This is a genomic window from Streptomyces sp. NPDC028711, from assembly GCF_055565415.1.
Map to the genome: position 1 here is coordinate 570,854 of NZ_JBVHUJ010000001.1, position 22,338 is coordinate 593,191.

The 22,338-nt window shown below is 73.1% G+C and carries 23 protein-coding genes; 9 read left to right on the forward strand and 14 right to left on the reverse strand.

All coding sequences use genetic code 11. The features are described from left to right. Positions 1-12: 12 nt before the first annotated feature. On the forward strand, positions 13-777 hold the full coding sequence (locus tag ACZ4VK_RS02560) for a hypothetical protein (protein WP_468347658.1): 765 nt from the start codon (positions 13-15) through the stop codon (positions 775-777). 97 nt (positions 778-874) lie between these two features. Then, positions 875-1,279, forward strand: a complete 405-nt coding sequence (locus tag ACZ4VK_RS02565) for a DUF4259 domain-containing protein (protein WP_468348813.1) — start codon at positions 875-877, stop codon at positions 1,277-1,279. Between the two features lie 31 nt (positions 1,280-1,310). Here ACZ4VK_RS02565 and ACZ4VK_RS02570 read toward each other — a convergent pair whose 3' ends face one another. The 3 genes from ACZ4VK_RS02570 to ACZ4VK_RS02580 are packed head-to-tail and all read right to left on the reverse strand — an operon-like array spanning position 1,311 to position 2,828. Beyond that, positions 1,311-1,727, reverse strand: coding sequence for a hypothetical protein (locus ACZ4VK_RS02570; protein WP_468347660.1), 417 nt, complete (start codon positions 1,725-1,727; stop codon positions 1,311-1,313). A 20-nt stretch (positions 1,728-1,747) separates the two neighbouring features. Next, a complete protein-coding gene (locus ACZ4VK_RS02575; protein WP_468347661.1) occupies positions 1,748-2,020 on the reverse strand; it encodes a DUF397 domain-containing protein in 273 nt (90 codons plus the stop codon). Next, complete coding sequence (locus ACZ4VK_RS02580) at positions 1,989-2,828, reverse strand: helix-turn-helix domain-containing protein (RefSeq protein WP_468347663.1); 840 nt, start codon at positions 2,826-2,828, stop codon at positions 1,989-1,991. The genes ACZ4VK_RS02575 and ACZ4VK_RS02580 overlap by 32 nt, the downstream gene beginning before the upstream one ends. Positions 2,829-2,912: 84 nt before the next feature. Between ACZ4VK_RS02580 and ACZ4VK_RS02585 the strand changes: the two genes are divergently transcribed. Beyond that, positions 2,913-3,320 (forward strand): ATP-binding protein, encoded by a 408-nt coding sequence (locus ACZ4VK_RS02585; RefSeq protein WP_468347665.1) that lies wholly within the window; start codon positions 2,913-2,915, stop codon positions 3,318-3,320. 46 nt (positions 3,321-3,366) lie between these two features. Then, a complete protein-coding gene (locus ACZ4VK_RS02590; RefSeq protein ID WP_468347667.1) occupies positions 3,367-3,996 on the forward strand; it encodes a class I SAM-dependent methyltransferase in 630 nt (209 codons plus the stop codon). A gap of 9 nt (positions 3,997-4,005) precedes the next feature. Here the strand turns inward: ACZ4VK_RS02590 and ACZ4VK_RS02595 are convergent, their stop codons facing one another. Beyond that, on the reverse strand, positions 4,006-5,880 hold the full coding sequence (locus ACZ4VK_RS02595) for a hypothetical protein (protein WP_468347669.1): 1,875 nt from the start codon (positions 5,878-5,880) through the stop codon (positions 4,006-4,008). A gap of 450 nt (positions 5,881-6,330) precedes the next feature. On the opposite strand from ACZ4VK_RS02595, the gene ACZ4VK_RS02600 reads away from it, so the two are divergent. From ACZ4VK_RS02600 to ACZ4VK_RS02610, 3 genes are all read left to right on the forward strand, one after another. Beyond that, entirely contained in the window at positions 6,331-7,215 is an 885-nt protein-coding gene (locus ACZ4VK_RS02600) for an N-acetylmuramoyl-L-alanine amidase (protein ID WP_468347671.1), read from the forward strand. A 105-nt stretch (positions 7,216-7,320) separates the two neighbouring features. Beyond that, complete coding sequence (locus ACZ4VK_RS02605) at positions 7,321-8,175, forward strand: hypothetical protein (RefSeq protein ID WP_468347673.1); 855 nt, start codon at positions 7,321-7,323, stop codon at positions 8,173-8,175. A 112-nt stretch (positions 8,176-8,287) separates the two neighbouring features. Then, complete coding sequence (locus ACZ4VK_RS02610) at positions 8,288-9,298, forward strand: LLM class F420-dependent oxidoreductase (RefSeq protein WP_468347675.1); 1,011 nt, start codon at positions 8,288-8,290, stop codon at positions 9,296-9,298. A 2-nt stretch (positions 9,299-9,300) separates the two neighbouring features. Here the strand turns inward: ACZ4VK_RS02610 and ACZ4VK_RS02615 are convergent, their stop codons facing one another. From ACZ4VK_RS02615 to ACZ4VK_RS02640, 6 genes are all read right to left on the reverse strand, one after another. Further along, complete coding sequence (locus ACZ4VK_RS02615) at positions 9,301-9,795, reverse strand: hypothetical protein (RefSeq protein WP_468348815.1); 495 nt, start codon at positions 9,793-9,795, stop codon at positions 9,301-9,303. A 160-nt stretch (positions 9,796-9,955) separates the two neighbouring features. Next, complete coding sequence (locus tag ACZ4VK_RS02620; protein WP_468347678.1) at positions 9,956-10,759, reverse strand: phosphatidate cytidylyltransferase; 804 nt, start codon at positions 10,757-10,759, stop codon at positions 9,956-9,958. Continuing rightward, positions 10,756-12,522, reverse strand: coding sequence for an aminotransferase class I/II-fold pyridoxal phosphate-dependent enzyme (locus ACZ4VK_RS02625; RefSeq protein WP_468347681.1), 1,767 nt, complete (start codon positions 12,520-12,522; stop codon positions 10,756-10,758). The genes ACZ4VK_RS02620 and ACZ4VK_RS02625 overlap by 4 nt, the downstream gene beginning before the upstream one ends. 111 nt (positions 12,523-12,633) lie before the next feature. Beyond that, on the reverse strand, positions 12,634-13,722 hold the full coding sequence (locus ACZ4VK_RS02630) for a prenyltransferase/squalene oxidase repeat-containing protein (RefSeq protein WP_468347683.1): 1,089 nt from the start codon (positions 13,720-13,722) through the stop codon (positions 12,634-12,636). Further along, positions 13,719-14,453, reverse strand: coding sequence for a class I SAM-dependent methyltransferase (locus tag ACZ4VK_RS02635; RefSeq protein WP_468347684.1), 735 nt, complete (start codon positions 14,451-14,453; stop codon positions 13,719-13,721). Before ACZ4VK_RS02635 ends, ACZ4VK_RS02630 begins: the two co-directional genes overlap by 4 nt. A 148-nt stretch (positions 14,454-14,601) precedes the next feature. Then, positions 14,602-15,921, reverse strand: a complete 1,320-nt coding sequence (locus ACZ4VK_RS02640) for a glycosyltransferase family 4 protein (RefSeq protein ID WP_468347686.1) — start codon at positions 15,919-15,921, stop codon at positions 14,602-14,604. Positions 15,922-16,183: 262 nt separating this feature from the next. Here ACZ4VK_RS02640 and ACZ4VK_RS02645 point away from each other — a divergent pair, with 262 nt between their 5' ends. Further along, positions 16,184-16,816, forward strand: coding sequence for a TetR family transcriptional regulator (locus ACZ4VK_RS02645; RefSeq protein ID WP_468347688.1), 633 nt, complete (start codon positions 16,184-16,186; stop codon positions 16,814-16,816). A 146-nt stretch (positions 16,817-16,962) separates the two neighbouring features. On the opposite strand, the gene ACZ4VK_RS02650 is transcribed toward ACZ4VK_RS02645, so the two are convergent. The 3 genes from ACZ4VK_RS02650 to ACZ4VK_RS02660 form a co-directional block, all read right to left on the reverse strand. Next, positions 16,963-17,511, reverse strand: a complete 549-nt coding sequence (locus ACZ4VK_RS02650; RefSeq protein ID WP_468347690.1) for a hypothetical protein — start codon at positions 17,509-17,511, stop codon at positions 16,963-16,965. A 164-nt stretch (positions 17,512-17,675) separates the two neighbouring features. Beyond that, positions 17,676-17,909 carry a ferredoxin gene (locus ACZ4VK_RS02655; RefSeq protein ID WP_468347692.1) on the reverse strand — a complete coding sequence of 78 codons (234 nt, stop codon included), beginning with the start codon at positions 17,907-17,909 and terminating at the stop codon, positions 17,676-17,678. After that, positions 17,909-19,369, reverse strand: coding sequence for an aldehyde dehydrogenase (locus ACZ4VK_RS02660; RefSeq protein ID WP_468347695.1), 1,461 nt, complete (start codon positions 19,367-19,369; stop codon positions 17,909-17,911). Before ACZ4VK_RS02660 ends, ACZ4VK_RS02655 begins: the two co-directional genes overlap by 1 nt. Positions 19,370-19,504: 135 nt before the next feature. On the opposite strand from ACZ4VK_RS02660, the gene ACZ4VK_RS02665 reads away from it, so the two are divergent. Beyond that, positions 19,505-20,542, forward strand: a complete 1,038-nt coding sequence (locus ACZ4VK_RS02665; RefSeq protein WP_468347697.1) for an MBL fold metallo-hydrolase — start codon at positions 19,505-19,507, stop codon at positions 20,540-20,542. Between the two features lie 4 nt (positions 20,543-20,546). Here ACZ4VK_RS02665 and ACZ4VK_RS02670 read toward each other — a convergent pair whose 3' ends face one another. Then, entirely contained in the window at positions 20,547-22,229 is a 1,683-nt protein-coding gene (locus ACZ4VK_RS02670; protein ID WP_468347699.1) for a serine/threonine-protein kinase, read from the reverse strand. Between the last annotated feature and the right edge of the window lie 109 nt (positions 22,230-22,338).

Here is a 22,338-nt window from a genome sequence, read left to right on the forward strand (position 1 = left end):
GTTCCGACACCGATGAGCGTCGACGACACCCCCGCACGCCTCCGGCTCGACCGGGCCCTGGACGGGCTGTCCGTCACCTTCCGCGGCATGACCGCCCGGAGCGACGAGGTCCAGTGCGTCTGCCATTGGGGCAGCGAGGAAGAGCTCGCGCTGCTGAAGGTCCCGGACGTCCCGCTCGACCCGGACCTCCTGCACCGCACGTGGACGGCTCCCGACTGGCGCGATCACGGCGCGGTGCTGCGCCGCATCCTGCCCCAGTTCGCCGGGACGCTCGTCGAAGGACGGGGGGAGCCCCTGTTCGGCATGGACGAGGTGGGCCTCTCGTTCGCCCGCGGCAACTGGCAGCAGTGGCCCGGGGACCAGGCGGCGGCGGTGGGCGAGTTCCTGCACGCCTGGTGGGCCCACGCCCTCACCGATCCGGATCCGGCCGTCCCCGTCCACGAACTCCTCGCACTGTGCGCGGAGGCGTCCGGCACGCTCGGCCCGTGGCTCGCGGCCTGGGAGGCGCTCGACGAGAGCGTGGCCGACCGGCACCTCGCCGAAGCCGCCGACCGATGGGACTACGGCCTGCTGGGCGACGAACTTCCCTGGGACACCTGGGAGGAGGAGAACGAGGAGGCCTTCCGCACCGAGCTCGGTGCCTGGCTCGTCCGGCACGCTCCCGCGCGGCTCGGCCCCCAGGGCGCCCACGAGGAACTGCTGCACCGGATACGGCTCATAGGACTGACCGGACCGGCGCGCTGGGACGACCCGCACTGGCCCGGCTACCGCTACTGAGCCGGGCCTCCGCGCGGAGGACTGAGCGGCACGTCCGTTGTCAGTGCCGCCTGTCACGATCTCCGTGGACCTGGACGACGGAGAGAGTGAGCACGCCATGGGTACGTGGGACATCGGGCCGTTCGACAACGACACCGCCGCCGACTTCTCGTCCACGGTGGACGAGGCCCCGGCGGAGAAGAAGGCGGACGTACTCCTCGCCGCGTTCCGCGAGGTGACCGGGACGGGTGACGACGACCTGGACTCGGACGTGGCCGTGGAGGCGATCGCGGCGGCCGCCCTGGTCGCGGCGCAGTGCCCGGGCGGCGAGCCGGTCACCACCGCGTACGGACCGGACGAGCCGCTGCCCGTGCTCCCGGTGGAACTCCGCCCGGCGGCCGTCGAGGCTCTGGACCGCGTCCTCACCGAGCCGTCCGAACTCCTGGAACTGTGGGAGGAGTCGGACGGCGAGGAGTGGAAGGCGGGCGTACGGAGACTGCGGGCCGTTCTTGCGGGAGGCTGAACGGCCCGACCCCGGCGGCTTCCGGGCGGCCCTAAGCCGGACGGTTCCCCCGGCTCCGCCGCCGCGCGGCGAGGACGACGCTCGTGACGGTCGCGATGACGGCGGTGACCGCGAGGACGAGGAGGCCCGGGTTGACCCACCACGGGACGATCTCCTCGCCCGCGCACACCAGGCTGACGGGGAGCGCGCCGCTGGAGTCGGGGACGGCCTTGTGACCCGCGTTGAACCAGCACGCGTCCTCCGGGAAGAGGAACGGCAGGTACGACAGGCCGTACACGTGCAGCGCACCGCCCGCGACGTACGCGAGCCCGGCGATCCAGGCGGCCTTCTTGGCGGGCGTCCTGCGCGGCCGGGGCGGTGGGGGCAGCCCTTCGCCCCTCCGGGCCCGGACCAGGCCCACGAAGGTGATCCCCGCCCAGGCCGGAAGGGCGAGGGCGAGGATCAGCATGCCTATGAGGGTCGCCACGGTCAGCGGCCGATACGCCCCTGGGCGGCGGCGCTCACGAAGGCCGTGAAGGCGGCGAGGGTGGCGAGGAAGGCGGGGCCTTCGGGGTTCTTGGAGTCGCGGACGGCGATGTGGGCGGTGAGGTCGGCGATCTCGATGCATTCGCCGCCGTTAGGGCCACTGAAGGACGACTTACGCCAGGCAGCGGTGCCGAGCGGTGCGCACTCGATGCAGTCACCACCGTTGGGGCCGCTGTAGGACGACTTACGCCACCGCAGGACCTGGCTGGTGCCCATACCGCTCCTTCATTACACGTTCGATCAACGCCGCCGATGCCTCCCTGGAGAGGGCAGAGGCTTGCAGCCGAGCGTAGCTGACGGACACTTCCCTGATCACTTGGGAATTGGCGGTCATGTGACCCGATTCGTAGCTCTCCGAGTAGAGGATGTCGGGGTCGTCCTCGAAGCGCAGCAGCGTGAACGAACCCAACAGCCCCGGGTGCTGACCGACCTCGAACGGAAGCACCTGCACCTGGATCCACGGATGGTCCAGGAAACCCAACAGGTGGGCGAGTTGGTTCCGCATGACCTCGGCACCGCCGATCTCTCGGTAGAGCACCGCCTCGTCGAGGACGACACACAGCACAGGCGGATGCTCCCGCTCCAGGATGCGTTGGCGCTCCATCCGGGCCGCCACCTGATCCTCCAGCCGCCCCGGCCTCTCGACGCTCAGTACCGCGCGGGCGTATGCGGGCGTCTGGAGCAGGCCGTAGACCAGCTGGGACTGGTACGTCGAGATGTACGTCGCCTTCGCTTCCATCTCCGCGTACGCCTGGAACCACGTCGGCAACTGGCTCTTCAGCACCAGCCCCACCAGCCGGGAGAAGACCCCGCCCGTCAGGAGCGCCGCATCCAGCCGTTCCGAGAACTGGCGTGTCGGGACCTTCTTCGCCGTCTCTATCTGGCCCACGAGCGAGGCCGTGCAGTAGAGGATCGAACCCAACTCGGCCTGGCCGAGCTTCGCCTCCTCCCTCAGACGGCGGAGTTCCGATCCGTAATAGTCCAGCGGCGAGGCGCTCGGATCCAGGTTGCGGATGTTGACCACGGCGAGGTCACCCCCAAGCTCACGCGGTGAGGCGTTGTGTTCGGTCCGTAGCCGAGCGTAACGAAACCGCCCCACCCTGGTGGCATGAATCAGGCAACAGACCTCTATCCTGCGGTACTTGCGACGAGCTACCGCATGGGATTCACCGTCGGTGAGCACTCCGCCGGTCACATGCGCCGCATCCTGCGCATGTTCCTCACGCGTTGGGAGCTCGACCCCCTCGCCGACCCGGCGAGCCTCGCGCTCACCGAGCTCGTCGCGAACGTCGTCCGGCACGTGCCCGGCCGGCGGTGCTCCGTGCTGATCCTGCGGGAGCCGTACGGGCTGCGGGTCGAGGTCTCGGATGCCGTGCCCGGGGCCGTACACGCGAAAGCGGCGGACCCGCTGGACGAGAGCGGGCGGGGGCTCGCGCTGGTGGAGGCCATGACGGACCGGTGGGGGGCCGACGAGACGGCCGCAGGCAAGACCGTGTGGTTCGAGTGCGACGCGTAGGGCACGATGGGCGCCCGTACCCGCGTACCCGCCAGTAGGAGTCACCATGTCCGTGCCCGCGCCCGAGATCCTTGCCGCCTTCGAGGCCGCGAAGGGGTTCATGCCCGCCGGGGAGGGCCTCGCGCTGTACGAGGCGGCCACCGAGGCCGCGAAGCTCGGGCTGCCGCTCCTGGAGGTCGGCACGTACTGCGGGCGCTCCACCCTCCTGCTCGCGGACGTGGCCCGGCAGGCGGGGACGGTCGCGGTGACCGTGGACCACCACCGGGGCAGCGAGGAGCAGCAGCCGGGGTGGGAGTACCACGACGAGACGGTGGTCGACCCGGAGGTGGGGCTGATGGACACCCTGCCCACCTTCCGCCGCACGCTCCGCAAGGCGGGCCTTGAGGAGTACGTCATCGCCGTCGTCGGGCGGTCGCCGCAGGTGGCGAAGGTGTGGGGCGGGCAGCTGGGGCTCGTGTTCATCGACGGCGGGCACACCGACGAGCACGCGGGCAACGACTACGAGGGCTGGGCCCCCAAGGTCGCCCCCGGGGGCCTGCTCGTCATCCACGACGTCTTCCCGGACCCGGCGGACGGCGGCCAGGCCCCGTACCGGATCTACCTCCGGGCACTGGAGTCGGGCGACTTCGAGGAGCTCTCCGTCACCGACTCGCTGCGGGTCCTGCGCCGCCGCTGAACAGCCGGGTCAGTACAGCGAGGTCACGTACAGGCAGTTGGTGTAGCTGTACCCGGGTTCGATCTTCGTCCTGCTCGACTTCGTGTCACCGGCCGAGGACGTGCCGGCGGCCCGCTTCTGGAGGAAGTGGTAGTCGCCGGCGGGCAGGAGGATGGTCGCCTTGGGGTACTTGGAGGCCGGTCCCGTGCAGGCCTTGATCTTCGGCGAGATGGTGAGGATCGGGGTCTTGTACTTCGTGCAGGTCTTGCACGCGTCGAGCGTGACCTTGCCGGTCATCGGGCCCGTGTAGAGCAGCTCGACCTCACCGGGGCCGTCGTTGCTCACCACCATCACCATCCGGGCACCGCCGGGCACTCCGGCGGGCGGCAGCTTCTTGCCGGCCTCGGGCTCCTCCTCGGCGATCTCGGCGGCGATGGCGATGGAGCGGGCGTGCGCGGCCTGCGGGCTGCTCGGGTACGTCGTCGCGTACTCGGTCATGGCCTTGGCCGCGGAGCTGAACTCCTTCTCCTTGAAGTGGTCGGTCCCGCACGCGAAGTCGCCCCGCTGGACGCCGGCGGCGGCCTCCTTCGCCACGGGCTCGAACGACGGGTCCGTCATGTTGTCGAGGGAGGAGCGCAGGGCGCGCAGCTCGGTGGTGGCGTCGCAGGGCTCGGCGCCGCCGAGCGCGCTCGTCCGGGTCTTGACGGCCGCGCGCACGGCCGGCTCGACGCGGGTGGCGTGGGCCGACTTCGGGAAGGTGTCGAGGAGCTCGTTGAGGCTGTCGCTGGCGGGCGGCTCGGCGGCCTGCACTCCCAGTGCGGCCGTCCCGCACTCGTAGAGCGACTCGGCGAGCGGCTCGTCGGTCTTGGCGGGGCGGGAGCCGAGGAGCTCCTTGTCGAAGGTGCCGGGGAGCCCCCGCAGGTGCTTGAGCAGCGGGACGGCCGCGCAGTACTTCTTCTCCTTGTACGGGCCGGAGACCGTCTCGTAGTACGCGTCGAGGCGCTCGGGGACGAGCTTCCCCGCTCGTGAGCCCGCGTGCTTCGTTCCGAGGTCCTGGTAGGTGGTGAGCGCCTTGCGCCAGATCGGCTCGGCCGAGGCGATGGGCAGTCCGTCGCCCGCCTTCACCAGGTCGTCGGCGGCGGCCAGCTGTTCGAGCAGGGCCTGTTCCTTCGCCTCGTCGCGGGCAGCGCCGTACGCGAGCGAGCCGCCCGCGGGCACCGCGAGCAGCACGAGGGCGAGCGGCAGCGCGAGGCGGCGGAAGCCGGTGCCGATCCTCAGGGTGGCGCGCAGCCCGCGCCTGGCGCCGTCGGCGGCGGCGGCGAGCAGGAAGACGCCGTAGCCGATGAGGAGGCCGGGGGCCACGCCGTCGACGTCGGCGGGGAGCGCGAGCACGAGCAGCGCGGCGGTGGCGACCCAGCAGAGGGCGGCGCCGATCCAGTTGCGCAGGAGGACGTAACCGAGGCCGAGGCAGGAGAGGTTGAGGAGGCCGATCATGACGGCCTGGGCGGTGTTGGCGTCGCCGGGCGGGGGCGGGGGCGGCTGGGCGCCGCCGTGGCCGGGGGGCGGGCCGTAACCGGGGGGACCGTAACCGGGGGGCGGGCCGTAACCCGGCGGAGGGCCGTAGCCGGGCGGGGCGGCGGGCGGCGGTACGGCTCCGTATCCGGCCGCGGGTCCGGGTGCGGCTCCGGGTCCGGCACCGGACCTGTCGGGCGCGGCTCCGGGTGCGGCTCCGGCTCCGGCTCCGGCTCCGGACCAGTCGGGCGCGGCACCGTAGCCGGGCGTGCCGCCCGGGGCGGCGGACGGGGTCGCCCCCGCAGGGGGCGGGGTGGCCGCCCCGCCCGGCGGCGGGCCGAAGGCGAGCGTGGGCGGCCCGGCGGCGGGCGCGACCGGAGGTACCGGGGTCACCGGAGGTACCGGCGCCACCGGAGCGACCGGGGTCACCGGAGCGACCGGAGGTACCGGCGCCACGGGAGCCACCGGCGCGGCCGGACTCGGGGCGGCCCAAGGCGCCTCCGAGGCGCCCGAAGCGTCACCCGGAGGTCTGTCCTTCGGCTCGGGACGAGCGTCCCTCGGCTCAGGTCCGGCGTCACCCGGCTCAGGACGAGCATCGTCGGGTTCGGGACGAGCAGCATGTGGCTCCGGTCGAGCATCACGCGGCTCAGGGCGTGCGTCGTTCGGTTCTTCCCCCACCACGGTTCCCCCTCGTGGGTCCATGCGCGGTGGCACCCACCGTCGCCTCTTCCGGCATACCCTTCACGGTTCACGCACACGCGTCCACCGTTCCGCGAAAGCCGGTGACCAACCTGCGACGTACCCCTACCGCATTCCGGCCCGCGCAGGGCCTAAAGTCGCTGGGTGCCGTACGACCACCGGAACACCGCCCGCCGTCCCCTCGCCCTCCTCCTCGCCGTCACGGGCTGCTGCGCCGTACTCGCCGGGTGCGGGGCCTCCCAGGCCTCGCCGCCGACCGGGAAGTCCGGACAGAGCCCGGAGTCCCGGGAGACCTCCCCGTCCCAGGCGGCCCCGCGCGAGAGCGCGACCCCGGCCCCGACCGCACAGCCGGCCCGCCCGCTCGCCGGACGCACCGTCGCGATCGACCCCGGTCACAACCCCGGCAATTTCCGTCATTCCACGGAAATCAACCAGAAGGTGAACATCGGGACGAACCGCAAGGAGTGCGACACCACGGGCACCTCCACGAACGGGGGATACACCGAGGCCTCGTTCACGCTCGACGTCTCCCACCGGCTGCGCGACCTCCTCACCGCGCGCGGCGCCACCGTCGTCCTCACCCATGACGCCGACCGTCCCTGGGGTCCGTGCATCGACGAGCGCGCCCGGATCGGCAACGAGGCCCGCGCCGACGCCGTGGTCTCCGTCCACGCGGACGGTTCCGCCGTCGGCCACCGCGGATTCCATGTGATCCTGCCCGCATCCGTGCGCGGCGGATCCGCCGACACGACGAAGATCGTCGGCCCCTCCCGTGAGCTCGGCGAGCGGATCGCCGAACGGTTCGCCCGCGCCACCGGAACGGAACCCTCCAACTACCTCGGCGCCGGTACGGGGTTGGACGTGCGCGACGATCTCGGCGGGCTCAATCTCTCGACCGTCCCCAAGGTCTTCGTCGAATGCGGCAATATGCGTGATCCGAAGGATGCCGAGCTCCTCGCCTCGGCGGCGTGGCGGCAGAAAGCGGCACGCGGCATCGCCGACGGCATCGAGACCTACCTCGAAGGGTAGAACCGGCGGGCGATAGATTCGCTCCGTACGATGGGGCCTCCCCCGTGCCATGAACCTTGAGCGCCACCCCGACGCGACGACTGACGACCGACGAAGGACTCTTACGTGAATATCCGCTCCCTCACCCGAGGCGATGGCGTGCTGATCGGTGCAGCGGTCGTGCTGTTCATCGCCTCGTTCCTCGACACCTCCGGCTGTGACGGCCCTGACGCGGTCTGCGACCAGTTCAGCGCCAACTCGTGGGAGTTGTCGCCGATCGGCTGGGGCGCCTTCTTCCTCGGCATCGTCGGCGTCGCCCTCGTCGTCGCCTCCCGCGCCCTGCCGCAGCAGCGCAAGGTGGCCGGCCTGGAGCTCGGCCAGGTCGGCACGGCGTTCACGATCGCCTCCGCCTGGACCCTGCTGATGTGGATCTTCGAGTCGGAGAACGCCGGCGCGGGTCTGATCCTCGGCCTGATCGCCTCCCTGGTCGCGGCCGGTGCCGCCGTCGCCGGGCCGCTGGTCCCCGCCCTCAAGGGCCCGCTCCTTCCCGCGCCCAAGCCGCAGGCCCCGCAGCCGTACGGCATGCAGCCCGGCCAGCCCGGCCCGCAGGGTGTCCCCGGCGGCTACGGCTACCCGGGCGCGCAGCAGCAGCCGTACGGCGGGCCGCAGGACCCCTCGCAGGGTGCCGGCCAGCCGTTCGGCGCGCAGGCCGCCGCCGCGCAGCCGCACGCCCCGCACCAGCCGGAGCCGCAGGCCCAGACCCCGCAGGCGCAGCCGGCCTCGGACTTCACGCCGTTCTGGTTCGCCGTCCCGGTCGCCCGCCAGCTGTACGCGGAGGACGGCTCCCCGGCGCCGATCGCCGAACTGGCCCCGGGTACCTGGTACCTGGCGGTCGAGCAGCGCGGTGCCGCGCTCGTGGCGCAGACGCAGGACGGCCGCCGCGGTGTCCTCCAGGACACGACGGGCATCCAGCGCGGCTGACCCCCGAGGCAGCCTCACGGCCCCCCGACCGGAATCACTTCCGGGCGGGGGGCCGTTGCCGTACAGTCCCCGCATCGACTTATCTGACGATCAGTCAGGAAGGGTGTGGGGCATGCGACTCGGACTCGCCCTCGGCTACTGGGGCCGCGGCCCCTCCCCCGCCCATCTCGACCTCGCCCGCGAGGCCGAGCGGCTCGGCTACGACTCGGTGTGGACGGCCGAGGCCTGGGGTTCCGACGCCTTCACCGCGCTGACCTGGATCGCCGCCCACACCAGCCGCGTCAGGCTGGGCACGGCCGTCGCGCAGATGGCCGCCCGCGCCCCCACCACCACCGCCATGCACGTCCTCACGCTCGACCACCTCTCCGGCGGGCGCGTCCTGCTCGGACTCGGCCTTTCGGGGCCGCAGGTCGTCGAGGGCTGGTACGGGCGCCCCTTCCCCCGCTCGCCGCTGACCGCGACCCGCGAGTACGTGGACGTGGTCCGCCAGGTCCTGCGCCGCGAGGCCCCCGTCCGGCTCGACGGGCGCCACCACTCCCACCCCTACAGCGGCGAGGACGGCACCGGCCTCGGCAAGGCGCTCAAGCCGATCACGCACCCGCTCCGCGCCGACGTCCCCGTCCTCCTCGGCGCCGAAGGTCCCAAGAACATCGCGCAGACCCTCGCCATCGCCGACGGCTGGCTGCCGCTGTACTGGACGCCCGACCGCTGGGCGGAGGTGTACGCGCTGCCGGACGCACTCCCCGAGGGCTTCCTCGTCGCGCCCATGGTCCGCGCCCAGGTCTGCGAGGACGTGAAGGCCGGACTTCTGCCGGTCAAGGCGATGCTCGGCTTCTACATCGGCGGCATGGGACACGCGTCCCGCAACTTCCACGCCGACCTGATGGGGCGGATGGGGTACGGGAAGGAGGCCGGGCGCGTCCAGGAGCTGTTCGCGGCCGGGCGGCGCGAGGAGGCCGTCCTCGCCGTGCCGGACGCCTTCGCGGACGAGATCTCCCTCGTCGGCCCCCGGAAGCGGATCGCCGGACGCCTGGAGTCATGGCGGCGGGGCCCGGTGACCGACCTCCTCGTCACGTCACCGGACCCCGCCACGCTCCGCCTGCTCGCGCAGCTCAACGCCTGATGTCAGCCGCCGCCGAGCTGGGACGTGCTCGGGACCTTGTCGACGACCTCGGCGCCGGCGCTCTTCCCCGCGTCCTTCACGCCGTTGATGATCTTCTCGAAGGCGCCGACGTCCGCGTCGCCCGCCTCGCCCTTGCGCAGCTTCGTGCCGAGGTCCTTCAGCGAGTCGATCCCCGCCGTGAGCGGCGCGACCGCCTTCGAGAGCAGTGGGTCGCCCTTGGCGTTGTTCACCGCCGCCTTGAGCCGGTTGTACGTGAACGCGCCCGCGAGGCCCGCCTTCACCAGGGCGACGGTCCGCCCGTCCGCGCCCTTCTTGAACTTGCCCGCCTTGTACGGCTTCACGATCCACTGGTACGTGGCGCCCGCGGCCAGACCGGCGTTGGCGACGAACCGGGTCTTCGCGAGCTTCTGCCGCTCGGCGGTGCTCGAACTCGTCGGGGTCGCGGCGGCACCGCTCGCGCTCGCGTCGTCGTCGCCGCCACAGGCGGCGGTGGTCATGAGCAGGGTGCAGGACAGCAGCAGCGCCACGACTCCGCGCGAGAGACTTCCGGCCACGACGGGACCTCCTTGGGGGGTGATGGCGCCAGCCTCACCCGGCGCCCCGCCCGCCGCCACCCGGAGCGCTCCGTCCGGGGCCCGGGGTGTCACGCCCCCGGATTCAGCTCAGCACCAGCAGCACCGCGAGGGCGACGAGGAGGGAGTCGATCCGGTCGAGCAGACCGCCGGAGCCGGGAAGCCAGCGGCCCGCGTCCTTCGCGCGAGCCCCCCGCTTGACCATCGACTCGAGCAGGTCCCCGAGCGGGCCGCCGACCGCCACGGCCACCGCGGTCTGCCACGTCAGGGACGAGAGGACGGCGAGCGTGCCGAGGCCGGCCGCCGCCCCGGCCAGCGTGCCGCTCCACCGTTTCGCGGGCGACAGCGGGGAGAGCCGGGGCCCGCCGAGACGGCGCCCCGCCGCGTACGCGACGATGTCGGCGACCGACACCGCCACGAACAGGACGAGGCCGAGGGCGCCGAGCGGCACGAGCCCGGCCAGGACTCCCAGCCACACGAGCCCGAGCAGCCCCGCCCCCAGGCGGCGGAGCCCGTGATCCGCGTCACCCGACAGGAGCGGCACCCCGGCGATCGCGAGCGCCCCGGCCGCCGCCACCCGCGGCACCTCCCCGGGAGCCAGCCAGGCCGTCAGGACGAGCCCGACGACCGCCGCGCCGAGCACGGCCCGGTCCACCGGTCCGAGCCGCAGCAGCCCGCCGTACTCCGCGACCGCGATCACCCCGACCACCGCCGCGAGCACCGCGGTCCCGGGCGGACCGAGCCAGAACGCGGCGGTGATCAGGGGCACTCCGAGCGCCCACACGCACCAGCGGACCATCAGCTCACGCCGCCGGGTCGCCGCCACGGCGACCCCGCCGACCGCCAGGGCCCCGCCGAGGTACGGCACGAGCCCGGCGACCGTCGTCACCGGGCGACCCGCGCGTCCGGCCCGCCCCACCCGGATCCCACCGGGGAGCGCAGCGCGTCCAGGGCGCTCCGGCACGCCGCCACGATCCGCGCGTTCTCCGCCGTGTCACGGACGGCGCTACGGACGGTCCGCCCCTCGTATGCCGGGGACATCGGCGACAGATCCCGCAGGTACACGTCGTGGCGGCGGCATTCCCGTACGAACAGGGCGGCGCTCGGCCCGTCCGGCGGAAGGGTCACCGTGAGGAAGTTCGCCACCCCCTCGTCGACCGAGGAGAACCCGTCGAGCTCCGTGAGCGCGGCGGCGAGCCCCCGGCGCAGCACATGGGTGCGGGCCCAGCGTTCCGCGTAGTACGCGGGGTCGCGCAGCGCGGTGACAGCGGCGAGCTGGGCCGGGAGGCTCACGGGCCACGGCGGCGTCCAGCGGCGCAGCTCCCCCGCCGTGTCCGGGGCGGCCACCAGATAGGCGGCCCGCATCCCCGACAGGGCGTACATCTTCGAGAGCGAGGTGCAGACCACGACCCGGGGGTCGGTCGCGGCGAGCCCGGCCAGCGAGTCCGCCGGGTCGACATAGCCCAGGTACGCCTCGTCGATCCACCACCGGGTCCGCGCGGGCGAGGCCTCGATCACCGCGCGCAGCGCGCCGGCGGGGGCGTGGCGGCCGGTCGGGTTGTTCGGGTTGACGACGACCACGAGGTCGTAGCGTCCGCTCCGGGTCGCGGCGGCGAGCCGGGCCGGGTCGAGCAGCCAGCCGTCCTCCCGGCTCAGCGGGAGCCGGTCGACCCGGCAGCCGACGACCCGCTCGGTGACATGGGCGTACTCGCCGTAGCTCGGGTCGAGCAGGAGGACCCGGCTGCCCGGCGTCAGCCACCGGCCGAACGCCCGGAAGATCAGGTCGGAGGAGCCCGCCCCGACGACAAGGGACTCCACCGGAAGGCCGCGGACCGCGGCGATCTCCGCGAGCAGTCCTTCCGCGCCCGTCGGCGGCGAGGTCCGCGCCGACCACCCCGGGTCCTCCGACAGGACCGCGCGGACCTTCGGGGACGGCGGGAACCAGGCGTCGAGGACGTCTGCGGCGACCACCTCGTGACGGCGGGTCAGCGTCCGGAAGTCCGTACCGATGGCGGAGAAGAAGGCGCCGCCGTGCTCACAGCCGTCCGCGCGGGGCGCGAACGGCACGTCGAGCCGCCAGTCGAGGCCCTGCCGCAGCCGCTCCAGGGTCCGGCCGTGGCGCTCCCCGACCGTCCTCGTCAGCTCGGCGACGGAGCCGCTCAGCACCTCGAAGGAGACGGCACCCGAGCGGACCGTCCGCCCCAGCGGGCGAAGGCCCGCGGCGAGGTACATGTCGAGCAGCTCCGTGCGTCCCATCGCCACCACCGTGCGGCCGCCGCGCGCCGCGACCCAGCGCAGCGCCGCGTACATGAGGAGCGGCGCCGCCGCTGTGGAGCGCCAGCGGTCCTCGACGGTCAGGACGCGGATCTCGAACGGCGCCTCCTCCGTCAGGACCGGCAGCTCCTCGCGCGTCAGGTACTTGTCGAGGGAGTAGCGGCCGACCCACGGCGGGGTGAGGCTGACGAAGCCGATCCGCGTCTCCCCGCGCGCGGCCACGAGATACACGTTGTCGCCGTCGAGCCCGTCGCTCAGCCGCCCGGACGGATCCACCGGATGCTGCCCCAGCTCCTCCGCGTACACGCGGTGGCGCAGCTCGTGGATCCAGTCGCGGTCCTCGGGCGTGGCGGGGCGCAACTGCAGGGCGTGGTCCATGGGGGTCCCCTCGCGTCGGTACGGCGTTCGCGCACCAGCATGGTGAACTCCGGTCGCCGCCACCTGAGTACGCGTACTTACCCTGAAGGCGAGTCCGGATCCACGGCCGGGTCAGGCGCAGCAGTCCGGTTCGAGGCCCCTGGGGAGGCGTTCGCCGCCGAAGACGGCGCCCGTGGCCTCCTCGCCGCCGAGGGCCGCGACCGCGAGCAGCAGGGAGCCGGCGGTCCAGCTGGTCTGCTCCTCGGGCCACATGGCCTTGTCGCTCTCCGTCTCGCCCTCGAAGACGTACCCCGTCCAGTACATGCCGTTCTCCGCACGCAGGTGCTGGATGTCCTGGAGGATGGTGAGGGCACGGTCGGACTCCCCCATCGCCCAGAGGGCGAGGGCCAGTTCGCAGCTCTCGCCGCCGGTGACCCAGGGGTTCGGGACCACGCAGCGCACGCCGAGTCCCGGCACGACGAAAGCGTCCCAGCCTGCGTCGATACGGGCCTGCGCCCGGGCGCCCGTGACCGCGCCGCCGAGGACCGGGTAGTACCAGTCCATCGAGTAGCGGGACTTGTCGAGGAAGCGCTCGGGGTGGTTGCGGATGGCGTGGCCGAGCGCCCCGGCCGCCAGCTCCCAGTCGGGCTGCGGCTCCTCGCGGGCCTCGGCGATGGCGAGGGCGCAGCGCAGCGCCTGGTGGATCGACGAACTGCCGGTGAGGAGCGCGTCGTTCACCGGTGTGCCGTCGGCCTCGCGCTTCCAGCCGATCTGGCCGCCGGGCTGCTGGAGCCCGAGGACGAACTCGACGGCCGCGTAGACGACGGGCCACATCCGGTCGAGGAAGGCGTCGTCGCCGGTCGACAGGTGGTGGTGCCAGACGCCGACCGCGATGTACGCGACGAAGTTGGACTCCCGACTCATGTCGGTGACCTGGTCGGGCTCGCCGTCGTGGTAGGCCGCGTACCAGGAGCCGTCGCCGTTCTGGTGCCGGGCGAGCCACTCGTAGGCGCGGGAGGCGGCCTCGTGCTCCCCGGCCGCGTCCAGGGCCATGGCGGCCTCGATGTGGTCCCACGGGTCGAGGTGGTGGCCCCGGAACCAGGGCAGGGCGCCGTCCTCGCGCTGGACGGCGAGTATCCCGGCGACGGTCTCGGCGGCCTGCTCGGCGGTGAGCACCCCCGGGAGGACGAGGTGCTCCGCGATCCGCTCGGGATACGTCACTTGGCGTCGGCCTTCGGGAGGTGGGGCTTGGTCGCGTACGCCACGAAGCTCTTGCCGACGACCGGGTTGAGCAGCTGCTCGGCGACCCGGGTCAGGGCGGGCTTCTTCATGATGTCCCAGACGAGGAGCTTGTGGTACGCCCGGACCGGCAGCGCCTTGTCGTTATCGACTCCGAAAGCGCACTTCAGCCACCAGTACGGCGAGTGCAGCGCGTGCGCGTGGTGGGTGCCGTACGGCTTGAGGCCGGCCTGCCGGATCTTGGCGAGGAGCTCGTCGGCCTTGTAGATGCGGATGTGGCCGCCCTCGACCTCGTGGTACGCGTCGGAGAGCGCCCAGCAGACCTTCTCGGGGCCGTAGCGGGGCACGGTGATCGCGATCCGGCCGCCCGGCTTGAGGACGCGGACCATCTCGGCGAGCACGCCCTTGTCGTCCGGGATGTGCTCCATGACCTCGGAGATGATGACGACGTCGAAGGACTCGTCGGGGAAGGGCAGGTTGAGGGCGTCGCCCTCCATCGCGGTGGCGGTCGCGCCCGCGGGGGCCTCCCCGGCCTCCTTCATCGCCGCGAACCACGTGGCGACCTCGCGGATCTCCTCGCCGTTCTGGTCGAGGGCCACGACCTGGCCACCGCGCCGGTAGCACTCGAAGGCGTGCCGGCCCGCTCCACAGCCCAGATCGAGCACACGGTCACCGGGTGCGAGCGGGAAGCGGGTGAAGTCGACGGTCAGCACGAGGACTGCCTTTCGGGGTTGGAGGGTGGGTGTGGGCAGGCGTTCCGCAGGGCGAGGGGGGTCCCCCCTGCTCGAGCGGAGCCGAGAGCTCGGGGGAGGGTGGGCACAACCCCACCACCGGGCCGCCCCCGGTAACGATGGCGGGGTGTCACCGGCGGACTCCGGCACCCTGACGGGCCACCGCCTCGCGGTACAGCTCGGCGGTGCCCTGCGCGGCCCGCGCCCAGGTGAACCGCTCAAGCACCCTGGCACGCCCCGCCGCACCGAGCCGCGCCCGAAGCGCGGAGTCGCCAAGCACCCGCCCGAGCGCCGCGGCCAGCGCCCCCGCGTCCCCCGGCGGCACCGCGAGACAGGTCTCCCCATCCGGCCCGGCGACCTCGGGAATCGCCCCACCGGTCGTCGCGACCAGCGCCGTCCCCGTGGCCATCGCCTCCGCCGCCGGCAGCGAGAACCCCTCGTACAGCGACGGCACGCAGGACACCTGCGCCGACCGCACCAGGTCGACGAGCTCCGCGTCGCTGATGCCCTTGACGAACTCGACGGCGCCGTCGAGCCCGTACCGCTCGATGGCCCGGGCGACCGGCCCGTCCTCGGCGCGCCTGCCGACGACGACGAGGTGCGCGTCCGGGTTCTCCGTGCGGAGCTTGGCGAGCGCCTCGATCAGATGGATGAGGCCCTTGAGGGGGACGTCGGCGCTCGACGTGGTGACGATCCGGCCGGGGACCTCGGCGACGGACGGGTCCGGGGACCACAGGCCGGTGTCGGCGCCGATGTGGACGACCTCGATGCGGTCCTCGCGTACGCCGAGGTGGTCGACGATCTCCCGGCGGGAGGTGCCGGAGACGGTGAGGACGGACGGCAGGCGGCGGGCGACCTTCTTCTGCATGCCGGTGAAGGCGTACCAGCGGCGGACGGAGGCGCGGCGCTTCCAGTCGGCGGCGGCGTCCAGTTCGAGCTGCCGGTCGACGGTGATCGGGTGGTGGATCGTGGTGACGAGCGGCGCGCCGATCGCGCGCGGGCCGCCGAGGAGCCCGTACCCGAGGGTCTGGTTGTCGTGGACGACGTCGAAGTCGCCGCGGCGGGCGGCGAGCAGGCGCCGGGCCCGCAGGGAGAAGGTGAGCGGCTCGGGGAAGCCGCCGGTCCACATGGTGGCGACCTCCAGGGCGTCGATCCAGTCCCGGTACTCGTCGCGCTTCGGCGTACGGAAGGGGTCCGGCGAGCGGTAGAGGTCGAGGCTGGCGACCTCGGTCAGCGGCACGCCCTCGTCGAGGGTGGGGTACGGCTGGGAGCCGATGACCTCGACGCTGTGGCCGAGGCGCGCGAGCTCGCGGGAGAGGTGCCGGACGTAGACGCCCTGGCCGCCGCAGAAGGGGTTTCCCTTGTACGTCAGGAGAGCGATCCGCAGCGGAGTGTCACCGGTCGCGGTGACGCCCTGGCGGGGGCCTGCCTCTATGGCCTCAGCGGTCATGCGCGACCCCCTTCGAGCGTGCGTTTCGCCGGAGCGTAACCGCTCGCGCTAATCTAGAACAAGTTACAGACTTGAACGGTCGCGTGATCGTCGGCCCGATCGTCCGACCGATCGCGGGCCCGGTCTTCCCGGCCTTCTTGATCCTTCAAGGAGGACAGAATCTACCGGCAGGTAGCCCCGTGGTGAGAGCCGGAACAGGTGATTCGCGCCACGGCGCCCGCACCGCCATACTGTCGCTCCCCACCGCACGGAACGGGACCCCATGACCGCAGACAACAGAGCGGACCACAGACCCGCGTCGCCGCCCCTCACGGAGCGCCAGGAGGCGCGGCGCCGCCGCATCCTGAACGCCAGCGCGCAGCTCGCGGCGCGGGGCGGCTTCGACGCCGTGCAGATGCGGGAGGTCGCCGAGGCGGCCGGGGTGGCCCTGGGGACGCTGTACCGCTACTTCCCCTCCAAGATCCATCTGCTCGTCGCGACCATGCAGGACCAGCTCCAGCACATGCACACGACCCTGCGGAAGCGGCCGCCGGCGGGCACCGACCCGGCGGAACGGGTCGCGGAGACCCTGATGCGCGCCTTCCGCGCGCTCCAGCGCGAGCCGCAGCTCGCCGACGCGATGGTGCGGGCGCTGACCTTCGCGGACCGGGGGGTGAGCCCCGAGGTCGACACGGTCTCGCGGCTGACGACGGCGATCATCCTGGACGCGATGGGGACGGAACACCCCACCCCGGAGCAGCTGTCGGCGGTCCGGGTGATCGAGCACACCTGGCACTCGGCGCTGATCACCTGGCTCTCGGGGCGGGCCTCGATCGCACAGGTGAAGATCGACATCGAGACGGTCTGCCGGCTGATCGACCTGACGGCACCGGAGCGGGAGCCCGCGCGGCGCTGACGTCGCGGGCGGGCGGCGCGACCGGGCGGGGTGTGCGCGAGCGGGCGGGGTGTGCGAGCGGGCGGGGTGTGCGAGCGGGCAGGGTGTGCGAGCGGCGCCGCCCGCGCCCGCCGCAATTCCGGCGGCGGGGCGCGGGCGGCGACGGGTCAGGACTTCGTGTTCTTCGCGTTGTCCTTCGCGATGAGCGCCGCGCACTCCGGGCTGGAGTCGGCGCCGACGAACATCACGAGCTTCACCGGGCCCGTGGAGTGGTCGCTGGCGTTGAGCTGCCAGCCGCTCTTCTTCAGGGACTTGATCACGGAGCCGGCCTGCTCGTGGCTCCGCTCCTCCTGCCAGCCGCCCTTGACGAGAGCCGCGACCGTGTCGGCGTAGGACTTCTTCGGGTCCGCGGCCTTCTCGGCGTCGGCCGTCCAGCTGACCATGCAGTCCTTGAGCTCGGCCGGAATCTCCTCGCCCGAGGCGTCCTGCTGGAATCCGGCCGCCTTCGCCGCGTCGTCGAGCTCCTTGGTGACGGCGGCACCGGTGAGCCGCTCGTCGCCCGAACCGCCCGACCCCGAACCGCCGGAGGCGGTCGAGCCCGCGGAGGACGAGCCCGCGGAGGACGAACCGCCCTTGCCCGAACCACCCTCGCTGCCACAGCCCGCGACCAGCAGCACCACACCGGCGGCCGCGGCCACCATCATCGCCTTGCGCACAGTTCTCCCAAATCGGCACGCACGAAGGCCTCTTGCCCCCGTAGACAAGGGCACAGTTTTGCACGTGGGAACGACGGCCACGCGCAAGGGCGCCCTTCGTCAGGGCCGCTCGCGGTCCTCCGTGTCCATGGTCGGCCCCTCGGACGGGTACTCCTCGCCTCCGGTCACTCCTCCGGCGGGAACACCGGCTCTCCCCCCTCCGCCAGGGTGATCAGGATCGCCTCCACCGGGCAGCCCTCCGCCGCCGCGAGGAGGAGTTCGCCCGCGTCGGTCTCCGGGGCGCGGGGGTGGGACTGGCGGGCCGTGTCGAGGCGGAAGGCGTCCGGGGCGTGGTTCACGCACATGCCGGAGCCGATGCAGACGCCCCGGTCGACCTCGACGTGCCAGCGGTCGCCCATCACGCGTCCCCGTATCCGGCCGGCAGGTGGATCATCTTGTGCTCCAGGTACTCGCCGAAGCCCTCGGGTCCGAACTCGCGGCCCAGGCCGGAGTTCTTGTAGCCGCCGAAGGGGCCGAGCATGTCGAGGCTGAAGGTGTTGACGTTGAAGGTGCCGGTGCGCACCTCCCGGGCGAAGTCGATGCCGTGCTCGACGTCGGCGGTCCAGACGCTGCCGCTGAGCCCGAAGTCGGAGTCGTTGGCGATGCGCAGGGCCTCGGCCTCGTCCCCGTACGGCAGGAGGCAGACGACCGGGCCGAAGATCTCCTCGCGGGCGATCCGCATGGAGTTGTCGACGCCGCCGAAGAGCGTCGGCTCGACGTACCAGCCGCGGTCGAGCCCGGCCGGGCGGCCGCCGCCCGCGAGGACCTTGGCGCCCTCCGCCTGGCCGATGCCGATGTAGTCGAGGGAGCGCTGCCGCTGGCGGCGGGCGACGAGCGGGCCGACCTGGGTGGCCGGCTCGAGGGGGTCGCCGACGACGAGCGCGCCGGCCGCCGCGGCGAAGGCCTCGGCGATCTCCTCGTACCGGGAGCGGGGAGCGAGGATGCGGGTCTGGGCGACGCACGCCTGGCCGTTGTTCATCCAGGCGGCCGGGACGATCCCGGCGACGGCGGTCGCCGGGTCCGCGTCGGGCAGGATCACCGCGGCCGACTTCCCGCCGAGTTCGAGGGTGACGCGGGTGAGGTTGCGGGAGGCGACCTCCATGACGCGCCTGCCGGCGGCGACGGAGCCGGTGAAGGAGACCTTGTCGACGCCGGGGTGGCCGACGAGGTACTCGCTGACCTCGCGGTCGGCGGGCAGGATGCTGAGCACGCCCTCGGGCAGCCCCGCCTCGGTGGCGATGTCGGCGAGGAGGTACGAGTCGAGGGGCGATTCGGGCGACGGCTTGAGGACGACCGTGCAGCCGGCGAGCAGCGCGGGCCCGAGCTTGGCGGCGGCGGTGAACTGCGGCACGTTCCACGGCACGACGGCCGCGACCACCCCGACCGGCTCGCGCCGGACGAGCAGCGGCCCGAGGATGCCGCCGCGCCGCTCCTCGTACGTGAAGTCGCGGGCGACGGTGATCGCCGCGTCCCAGACCATCATGGCGCCGAGGGCCTGGGCGAGGACGGACCAGGAGTACGGGGAGCCGTTCTGCGCGCTGATGGAGCGGGCGATCTCCTCGTACCGTGCGGCGATCCCGTCCTTGATACGGCTGACGACGGCGATCCGCTCCTCCACGGCCATCCGCGGCCACGGTCCCTCGTCGAAGGCCCGGCGCGCGACGGCCACGGCCCGGTCGACGTCGGCGGCGGAGGCGTGCGGGACGCGCCCGATGACCTCCTCGGTGTGCGGGGAGATGACCTCGATGACCTCCTCGCCGAGCGGGTCGGTCAACTCCCCGCCGATGAACAGCTTTCCGTGCTCCACAAGCTCGGTCATGCCCGCCGCCTCCAGAGGAGAAGGAATTCCCTGACGATTCATCAGAACCGATACTCAGAACTGATACCAGTTCTAGTTATCATGGGCAACGGTCGAGCACGCTCCGTACCGCCCTGGAGAGACGAGGACCCGCCCATGACGCAGGTGACCGAGCACGGTGGAGGCGTCTGGTCGCTGCGGGTGCCCATCCCCGACAACCCGCTCGGCCACACCCTGGTCCACGTCCTCGACACCGGTCTCGGCCCCGTCCTCGTCGACACCGGCTGGGACGACCCGGCCTCCTGGGCCGAACTGACCGCGGGGCTCGGCGCGCTGGGCCTCGACGTCGCGGACGTGCACGGCGTCGTCATCACCCACCACCACCCCGACCACCACGGTCTCTCCGGGCGGGTCCGTGAGGAGTCCGGCGCCTGGATCGCCATGCACGCCGCCGACACCGACGTCGTCCGCCGCACCCGCGAGTCCGAACCCGGCACCTGGCTCGACTACCTCGCCCGCAAACTCGCCACCGTCGGCGCCCCCGAGGACCACATCGCCCCGCTGCGGGCCGCCCGCACCTCCGGCCGCATGGACACCCTGCCCGGTCTGCGCTCCGCCCTGCCCGACCGCGAGATCGTCCCCGGCGAACTGCTCGACCTGGCCGGGCGGCGGCTGCGCGCGATCTGGACCCCCGGGCACACCCCCGGCCACGTCTGCCTCCACCTGGAGGAGGAGCACCCCTCCCGGCTGCCCGGCCACGGCCGTCTCTTCTCCGGCGACCATCTGCTGCCCGGGATCTCCCCGCACATCGGCCTCTACGAGGACCCCGACGACTCCACGGTCACCGACCCCCTCGGCGACTACCTCGACTCCCTCGAACGCGTCGGCCGCCTCGGCGTCGCCGAGGTCCTCCCCGCCCATCAGCACGCCTTCACCGACGCCGCCGGCCGGGTCCGCGAACTCCTCGACCACCACGAGGAACGGCTCACCGGACTCCTCGGCCTCCTCGCCGCCCCCCTCACCCCCTGGCAGCTCGCCGAGCGGATGGAGTGGAACCGCCCCTGGGAACAGATCCCCTACGGGTCGCGGAACATCGCCGTCAGCGAGGCCGAGGCACACCTCCGCCGTCTGGTGAAGCTGGGCCGCGCGGAGCCGGTGCCGGGCACCGACCCCGTTCAGTACGTGGCGGTGTGAGGCCTCAGGCCTTCAGCGGGCCTCCGGCTTTCACCGGGCCACTGGCCTTCACCGGGCCCAAGGCCCTCACCAGACGGAGGATCGACATGACCAGGACGATCGGGGAGAAGCCGCCGCCGAGGATCATCACCGGAATCGCCACCCACCACAGATATTGCTGCCCGCCACCGTCCCCGTACGCGTAACCGTTGTGGACGAACAGGAACCAGAGGAGGTGCAGCGTCAGCACGGCGCACAGGGCGATCCAGTAGACGGCGATGCCGGCCGCCCACAGCCGGAGCCGGACCTGCGGGACCGTCCGCAGCCGCCGCCGGTAGCTGTGGAGCCCGGCCATCGCGGCGATGAGGAGCAGGGTCGCGGGAAGGCGCCACCAGTCGTTCATCGCCCACTGGTAGGCGCCGCCCGCCTGGTCGGAGACCGAGGGATGGTCCGCCGCCCGGTTCATGAGGTCGACCCCGCCCACGAGGAACGCCAGCATCGGCACCAGGTAGAAAAGGCCGAGGGCAGGTCTGCCCAGGCCGGCGGTCAGCGTGCGCAGGGCGACTTCCCGCGCGGACGGCACCCCCTTCGACGACGCCCGCGCCCGCGGCACGGCGGCCGGGCCCCGGACGGGAGTGCGGGCGGGCGTCCGGGCGGGGGCGGGAGGCGGCGCGGGGAGCACGGCGGTTGGCGGCGACGGCTGCGGCTGCGGCTGCGGCTGCGGGAGTACGGCGGTCAGGGCGCCCGGCGACGGATCGGGGACCGCGCTCGCGGGCGTGTTCGTGCCCGTCCCGCCGCCCCTGCCCGTGGGCTCCGGCTCCGGCTCCGCCTCCGCGTTGAGCAGTTCCTCCGCCTTCTGCGCGATGGCCGCGACCACCGGCGCCGGCAGCCAGGACCCGGTGTCCCCCAGGTGGGCGTCGGCGGCGGCCGCGAGCTCCGCCACCGGTGGACGCTCCTCGGGCCGCTTCGCGAGGCAGCGGCGTACGAGCTCCGCGAAGGGACCCTCGGCTCCCGTGAGGTCGGGCTCGTGGTGGACGAGCCGGTACAGCAGCTCCGCCACCGAGCCGCCCCCGAAGGGCCCCCGCCCGGTCGCCGCGAACGCCAGCACCGCGCCGAGCGAGAAGACGTCCGCCGCGGGCCCGACCGGCCGGCCCTCCGCCTGCTCCGGCGACATGAAGCCGGGCGAACCGACGACCAGGCCCGTCCCCGTCAGGGCCGTCTCGTCGGCTGAGCGCGCGATGCCGAAGTCGATGAGCAGGGGGCCGGACAGCGAGAGCAGCACGTTGGACGGTTTCACGTCCCGGTGCACGAGCCCCGCGCGGTGCACCCCTTCGAGGGCGTGCGCGAGGCCGGAGAGCAGACGCCACAGGGCCGGTTCGGGCAGCGGCCCGTGCCCGAGGACCGCCTCGGAGAGCGCGGGCCCCGGCACGTACGCGGTGGCCAGCCAGGGCACCTCCGCGTCCGGGTCGGCGTCCAGGACCGGGACGGTGCCCGCTCCCCGTAACGACTGGGCGGCCCGTACCTCGCGGGCGAAGCGCGTGCGGAAGCCCGGGTCGCCCGCGATGGCGTCGTGCACCACCTTCAGCGCGACCGTGCGGCCGCCCCGCGACCGGCCCAGGTAGACGCGGCCCATGCCGCCCTCGCCCAGGCGGTAGAGCAGCCGGTAGGAACCGACCGCCCGCGGGTCGCTCTCGGTCAACGGACGCATTCCGTACCCCCCGTGAAGACGCCGTCGTCGCGCCCCGTGCCACCACACCGGCCGTCCCTGTCCACGCGCGCGCGCGCGTGCGCGTGCGCGTGGGGCCTCGTGTCTCGTG